Source organism: Ewingella sp. AOP9-I1-14, from assembly GCF_052375995.1.
Classification (GTDB): domain Bacteria; phylum Pseudomonadota; class Gammaproteobacteria; order Enterobacterales; family Enterobacteriaceae; genus Ewingella; species Ewingella allii.
The window spans coordinates 1-6,291 of sequence record NZ_JBQSVA010000024.1 but is presented as its reverse complement, the minus strand read 5'-3'; the positions used below and the strand labels follow the sequence as shown (position 1 = coordinate 6,291).

Annotated in this window: 4 protein-coding genes and 2 pseudogenes; 4 read left to right on the top strand and 2 right to left on the bottom strand. The window is 49.3% G+C overall.

Annotated features, from left to right (window positions below; translation table 11 throughout):
* A pseudogene (locus ACT3RT_RS22865) lies at window positions 1–350 on the top strand (tellurite resistance methyltransferase TehB); the annotation flags it as partial.
* A 308-nt stretch (window positions 351–658) separates the two neighbouring features.
* On the opposite strand, the gene norR reads toward ACT3RT_RS22865, so the two are convergent.
* Complete coding sequence (gene norR, locus ACT3RT_RS22860; protein WP_112198643.1) at window positions 659–2,173, bottom strand: nitric oxide reductase transcriptional regulator NorR; 1,515 nt, start codon at window positions 2,171–2,173, stop codon at window positions 659–661.
* A 220-nt stretch (window positions 2,174–2,393) separates the two neighbouring features.
* Here norR and norV point away from each other — a divergent pair, with 220 nt between their 5' ends.
* The 3 genes from norV to ACT3RT_RS22845 all read left to right on the top strand — a co-directional run bounded on the left by norV (window position 2,394) and on the right by ACT3RT_RS22845 (window position 5,478).
* A complete protein-coding gene (gene norV, locus ACT3RT_RS22855; RefSeq protein ID WP_112198642.1) occupies window positions 2,394–3,824 on the top strand; it encodes an anaerobic nitric oxide reductase flavorubredoxin in 1,431 nt (476 codons plus the stop codon).
* Window positions 3,821–4,954, top strand: a complete 1,134-nt coding sequence (norW, locus tag ACT3RT_RS22850) for an NADH:flavorubredoxin reductase NorW (protein ID WP_112198641.1) — start codon at window positions 3,821–3,823, stop codon at window positions 4,952–4,954. Before norV ends, norW begins: the two co-directional genes overlap by 4 nt.
* A gap of 167 nt (window positions 4,955–5,121) precedes the next feature.
* On the top strand, window positions 5,122–5,478 hold the full coding sequence (locus tag ACT3RT_RS22845; RefSeq protein WP_112198640.1) for a TehB family protein: 357 nt from the start codon (window positions 5,122–5,124) through the stop codon (window positions 5,476–5,478).
* Between the two features lie 297 nt (window positions 5,479–5,775).
* Here ACT3RT_RS22845 and ACT3RT_RS22840 read toward each other — a convergent pair.
* Window positions 5,776–6,189, bottom strand: a pseudogene (locus tag ACT3RT_RS22840) (IS30 family transposase); the annotation flags it as partial.
* Between the last annotated feature and the right edge of the window lie 102 nt (window positions 6,190–6,291).

Here is a 6,291-nt window from a genome sequence, read left to right as displayed (position 1 = left end):
CTGATATCGTTAATCTTAACGAACTGACCTTTGAAGTGGAGTACGATTTTATCCTCTCAACCGTGGTGATGATGTTCCTTGAGCGCGACACAATTCCAGGCCTGATTGCCAATATGCAGCGTTGCACGAAAGCGGGTGGCTATAACCTGATTGTGGCGGCGATGGACACTGAAGATTTTCCGTGCAACATCGGTTTCCCATTTGCGTTTAAAGCCGGTGAGCTTCGTGATTACTATCAGGATTGGGAACTCATTAAGTACAATGAAGACGTCGGTCAGCTACATAAAACCGACGCCGAGGGTAATCGAATCAAACTGCGCTTCGCGACAATACTTGCGCGTAAATCTTAAAACGATAGCCAAGCAACACATTTTGTTGAATGGCCATTGCACCTTCCAGAGCAGCAATGAGATTAGTGATCCTAATGCGCTGGTTGCCGTGCTAAAACCGGGGTGACGGAAAAATCTAGGCTCCCAGTGTAGAACTCTTTCATCATCAATATAATTCAACCGATACGGCGTTTTATTTATTCCATCCGCTTCAGTGATGCTCTGTACCAGTTTAGACTAACGTATGCTTTAAGCATACTGCGGATTAACTCTGATGCTTGTACCGTACTCAATTTAAGAGAGCCAGCAACCCGATTAGCAACAGTACCCTATTTCACGCCAAGGCGTTTTGCCAGACGGTGTAAATTACCAACATCCAGTTGTAATTGTCGGGCGCAGGCAGCCCAGTTGCCTGTGTTAGCATCCAGCGTACTGATAATGATCTGGCGCTGGTAATCATCTGTCGCTGCACGCAAATTATCGACCACAAGCGCGGCCACAACGCGGGTATTCACAGATTTAACTTCTGCATCCGCCAACTGAAAATGCTGAGGCTGAAGCCAGATTTCACCATCCGGTTTGCCAGAACGCGCCAGCACAGTGGCACGATACAGTGCGTGTTCCAGCTCGCGAATATTCCCTGGCCAGTCGTAACCGCGCAGTAACTCACGGGCAGCATCGCTTAACGAAACCTGTTTTAACCCCATTTTTATGCGACTTTGCTCGCAGAAAAAACCAGCCAACAACGTGATATCGTCATCCCGTTCGCGCAGTGGCGGCACATGCAGAGGAAACACGCTTAAACGGTGAAATAAGTCAGCCCGAAATTCTCCTGTCAGCATATGCTGCCTGAGATCGCGGTTGGTCGCCGCCAGTACCCGCACATTCACACGATGACTGCTGTCATCCCCCACACGCTGTATATCACCATACTGCAAAACCCGCAGCAGTTTTGCCTGCAGCGTTAAGGGCAATTCACCTATTTCATCAAGAAAAAGCGTGCCGTTATCTGCCATTTCAAACTTACCGGTTCGATGGTGAATGGCTCCGGTAAATGCCCCTTTTACATGACCGAACAGCTCACTTTCCGCCACACTTTCTGGCAACGCCGCACAGTTCAGGTAAATCAGTGGGTTTGCCGCACGTGCCGACCCGTTATGTACCGCGCGCGCCACAAGTTCCTTACCAACACCGGTTTCTCCGGTGATTAACACATTCAGGTCGGAGCCCGCGACGCTCTCAATCTCTTTCCTGAGCTGCATCATTCCCGCAGACAATCCCACCATTTTAGCGCTGGCTGTTCGGGTGGTGAGGGGAAGTGTCGCCACCGCAGACGTCTGATTTTCGAGTTGTTCCATTAACAGGGCATTATTCAACGCACCCGCCGCCAGCACACTTATTAAGCGTAACTCTTCATCACTGAAATGGTCGAACTGTAAAGGGTCCATGCCATCCACGGTTAATGCACCAATCAGGTTTTGATCGGCAAATAACGGCAGACCAAGGCAGGCATGGACTTTTAAATCCGTGTGGTTGGGAATGAGACCGTCGTAAGGATCGGGTAATTCACTGTCTGCCGGAAAGCGCACCACATCACCCGCACGCGCAATCGCCTCCAGACGTGGATGGACATCTAAATCAAAACGCCGCCCGAGTACATCTTGCGCCAGACCATCTATAGCCAGTGGACGAAACTGCCGCGCCTCATAACGCAGTAAAGCCGTGGCATCGCTGCCTAACAGCAGGCGCAGGGCGCGGACCAGACGGGAAAAACGATCCTGATGAGAAATGCCGCGTTGCAGGTCAATGGCAATATTGGCAAGAGAGGTGATCGACAGGCTCATAAGCGACTCCATAAAAATAGTCTCGCTAACGTACATTAGTACTGTCAAAAAGACAATTTACTTGTCAATGCGACAATCCTTGGCATAGTCATATTGACAATTACGTCAATCAGTAACTGATATAAAATTATTATAAATCAATTGGTTAAATAATTGGCACGCCATATGCTACATAGGGCAGATGAGCTGCATTTTTTAATTCTATTTAAGGTAATGACAAATGGCTATTTTAGTTAAAAACAACATCCAGTGGGTTGGACAACGTGACTGGGAAGTGCGTGATTTTCATGGTACCGAATACAAAACATTGCGCGGCAGTAGCTATAACAGTTATTTGATTCAAGAAGAAAAAACGGTGCTTATCGATACTGTCGATCATAAATTTAGCCGCGAATTTGTCCAGAACCTGGCACGTGAAATTGACCTGAACACCCTCGACTATATTGTTATCAACCATGCGGAAGAAGATCATGCTGGCGCTCTTTCTGAGCTGATGTCCTACATTCCGAACACACCAATTTACTGTACTGCCAACGGTATTGATTCCATCAACGGGCATCATCATCATCCGGAATGGAATTTCAATGTGGTGAAAACCGGCGACAGCCTGGATATTGGCAATGGCAAGCAACTCATCTTTGTTGAAACGCCAATGCTGCACTGGCCGGACAGCATGATGACATACATGACAGGCGATGCAGTGCTGTTCAGTAACGATGCTTTTGGCCAGCACTATTGCGATGAACATCTGTTTAACGATGAAGTTGATCAGGCTGAATTGTTCGAGCAGTGCCAGCGTTATTACGCCAACATTCTGACGCCATTCAGCCGCCTGGTGACGCCGAAAATCACCGAAATCCTCGGCTTCAATTTGCCTGTCGATATGATTGCCACTTCACACGGTGTGGTATGGCGTGAAAACCCAACGCAAATCGTCGAGCTGTATCTGAAGTGGGCGGCTGATTACCAGGAAGATCGCATCACTATTTTCTACGACACCATGTCCAATAACACCCGCATGATGGCTGATGCTATCGCTCAGGGGATCACGGAAGCCGATCCACGCGTGGCCGTGAAAATCTTTAACATCGCCCGTAGTGATAAAAACGAAGTCCTGACGAACGTATTCCGCTCCAAAGGCGTTCTGGTGGGCACCTCTACGATGAATAACGTGATGATGCCGAAAATTGCCGGTCTGGTTGAAGAGATGACCGGTCTGCGTTTTCGGAATAAACGCGCCAGTGCCTTCGGTTCACACGGCTGGAGCGGCGGTGCTGTAGACCGCCTTTCCACACGTTTACAGGATGCAGGTCTGGAAATGTCGCTGAGCCTGAAAGCCAAATGGCGTCCGGATGGCGATGCGCAGGATATTTGCCGTGCCCACGGTCGTGAACTTGCCCAACAGTGGGCGCTGGCTGCCACCATCGATGTGGCGCCACAAGAGAGCGTTGTGGAAACGAAAAGCGATGCCGACCTCGGCCCACGTATGCAGTGCAGTGTTTGCCAGTGGGTTTACTATCCTGAAACCGGCGAACCAATGCAGGATGTTGCCGCCGGAACGCCATGGAACGATGTACCCGACAGCTTCCTGTGCCCTGAATGCTCACTGGGGAAAGACGTGTTTGATGTGCTGGCGACGGAGGTAAAATGAATCATGGCATTGTGATCATCGGTTCGGGCTTTGCCGCCCGCCAACTGGTGAAAAATATCCGTAAGCATGATGCGCAGGTTCCCGTACGCATGATTGCCGCCGACAGCATGGACGAGTATAACAAACCCGATCTCAGCCATGTCATCAGCCTGAATCAACGTGCGAACGACCTCACCCGGCAACATGCCGGGGAGTTTGCTGAGCAATTTAATCTGGCACTGAATGCGAACAGCTGGGTGACTGAGATTAACACTCGTGAACGCCTGGTGAAGTGTGGCGACCAGCAATGGCCATACGACAAACTGGTACTGGCGACCGGCTCCAACGCCCTGCTTCCGCCCATTGCCGGCAAAGAGCTGATGCTGACACTCAACAGCCAGCAGGAGTTCCTGGCTTGTGAAACGTCGCTGCGTGATGCCCGTCGGGTGATGATCTTGGGGGCTGGTCTGATTGGTACAGAACTGGCAATGGATTTTTGCCGCGCGGGTAAACAGGTCATTGTGGTGGATAATTCCGCAAGCCTGCTCGCCTCGCTGATGCCGGCAGAGGTCAGTAGCCGCCTTCAGCATCGCCTGAATCAAATGGGCGTTGAGCTGTTATTTAATCAACGTCTGGAGTCGCTGAGCAAAACACCACAAGGGATCAGTACTGCCCTGAGCAACGGCCGTATCGTTGACGTTGACGCCGTGGTGGCCGCTATTGGGCTGTGTCCAAACGTTGGGCTGGCGCAGCACGCCGGGCTTGCAGTAAACCGCGGTATTCAGGTCAATCGCCAGTTACAGACGTCTGATGCCCATATTTACGCACTGGGAGACTGCGCTGAAATCGATGGCAAAGTACTGCCGTTCCTGCAGCCCATTCAGTGTAGTGCCATGACGCTTGCCAAAAATTTGCTGGGTGCTACCGAGGGACTGACGCTGCCTGCCATGCTGGTGAAAGTGAAAACACCTGAGCTACCGTTACATCTGGCAGGTGAAACGCAGCGTACGGATTTAAGCTGGCAAATTACAGCCGATCCGCAGGGTTTAATCGCCAGAGGCTATAATGAAGCGCAGCAGCTTCGGGCATTCATCGTCAGCGAAGCGCATATGAAACTGGCATTTGGGTTGTTGCGGGAATTGCAGGTTTAGTCCTTTATTTTGCGAGAGAGCCTTTGTTGTACAGACACGGGCGCCATTGAAAGAAGTCACTGTGGTGTAATACCGCGATACATCCCCGTCAGCGCGTTATTGAGCATTATAGCGAAAAAAATTAATTATCAATCATCCCGTCCTGAATCGACATTATGAGGTTATCTATGAAACTCACTATTCCTTCACATTACGTGCATACGCGTGCTACCCCATTCTTTGACAAATCAAATGTTCCTGCTGCCCTTCTGAGTCATCATAATACGAAAGCGGGAGTCTATGGTCGCCTGTCTGTCATGCATGGCACAGTGAAGTACTTTGGTTTCCCGGATGCTGAAAATAAGGCACCGGATCTGGAACTGGTGATTGAGGCCGGGAATTTTGGTATTAGCCCACCGCAAAAATGGCATCGTATAGAACTTCTGACCGAAGACACATATTTCAATATCGACTTTTTTACCGAACCTGAGGCAAAGCTGACCGGTAAAGGTTTTGGTCAGGTAGTGAACACACATAAGGACTGATTAATGAATCGAATAGCTATTCCCTTTCATTATATGCACACGCGTAGCACGCCTTTCTGGACCGGTGAAACAACACCTACTACTATCTGGACGCGGATACGCGCTAGGGTGTTTACCCGTATTTTCAGTAATGAGTCGCGCGATCCGCTACGACAATTTTGCGGATGAGTTGAGCCATGAACCACTGGAAACAATAATGATTGAAGCAAGCCAGTCTGACCGCGTAAATTGCATACCGCAATGTTAAGTGGAGAAATGCTTAACGTGCATTTGTCAAGGTCCATTATTGGCGTGAGTTCAAGCGATGGATACAACACACTGATTGGGCCGCTCTGCGGGTGATTCATAGTCTAGCGTTTTTCTCGGCTTCTCGTTGAGCTGTCTGGCAACACTATTTAGTCTTTGCTGGCTGTGTACCGGTAAGTCAGTTCCTTTTGGAAAATACTGTCTGAGCAATCTGTTCGTATTTTCGTTTGAACCGCGTTGCCAGGGAGATTGAGGATCACAGAAATAAACCTGAATGTCTGTGGCTATAGTAAACTTGGTGTGGCTGGTCATTTCAGCCCCCCGATCCCATGTTAGTGTTTTATAAAGCTCACCAGGTAATTCCCGGGCTTGTTTGATGAGTGCAGATATAACGGTTATGGTCTTGTTGTCCCTAATTTTGGCCAGTATAACAAAGTGGGAATGGCGTTCTACGATGGTTACGAGGCTTTGTTGAATAAATCGAACTTTTGGCCATAATCAGGATCAGATCACCACATTCTCGATCCTGTAGCGGTATCCCGTGGCAAAAAAAAAGTTCAAAATCAT

Excerpts from the sequence above, each read along its gene's own strand:
- ACT3RT_RS22845 (WP_112198640.1), top strand. The coding sequence starts at position 5,122 with ATGAAACTCACTATTCCTTCACATTACGTGCATACGCGTGCTACCCCA.
- norW (WP_112198641.1), top strand. The coding sequence starts at position 3,821 with ATGAATCATGGCATTGTGATCATCGGTTCGGGCTTTGCCGCCCGCCAA.
- norV (WP_112198642.1), top strand. The coding sequence starts at position 2,394 with ATGGCTATTTTAGTTAAAAACAACATCCAGTGGGTTGGACAACGTGAC.
- norR (WP_112198643.1), bottom strand. The coding sequence starts at position 2,173 with ATGAGCCTGTCGATCACCTCTCTTGCCAATATTGCCATTGACCTGCAA.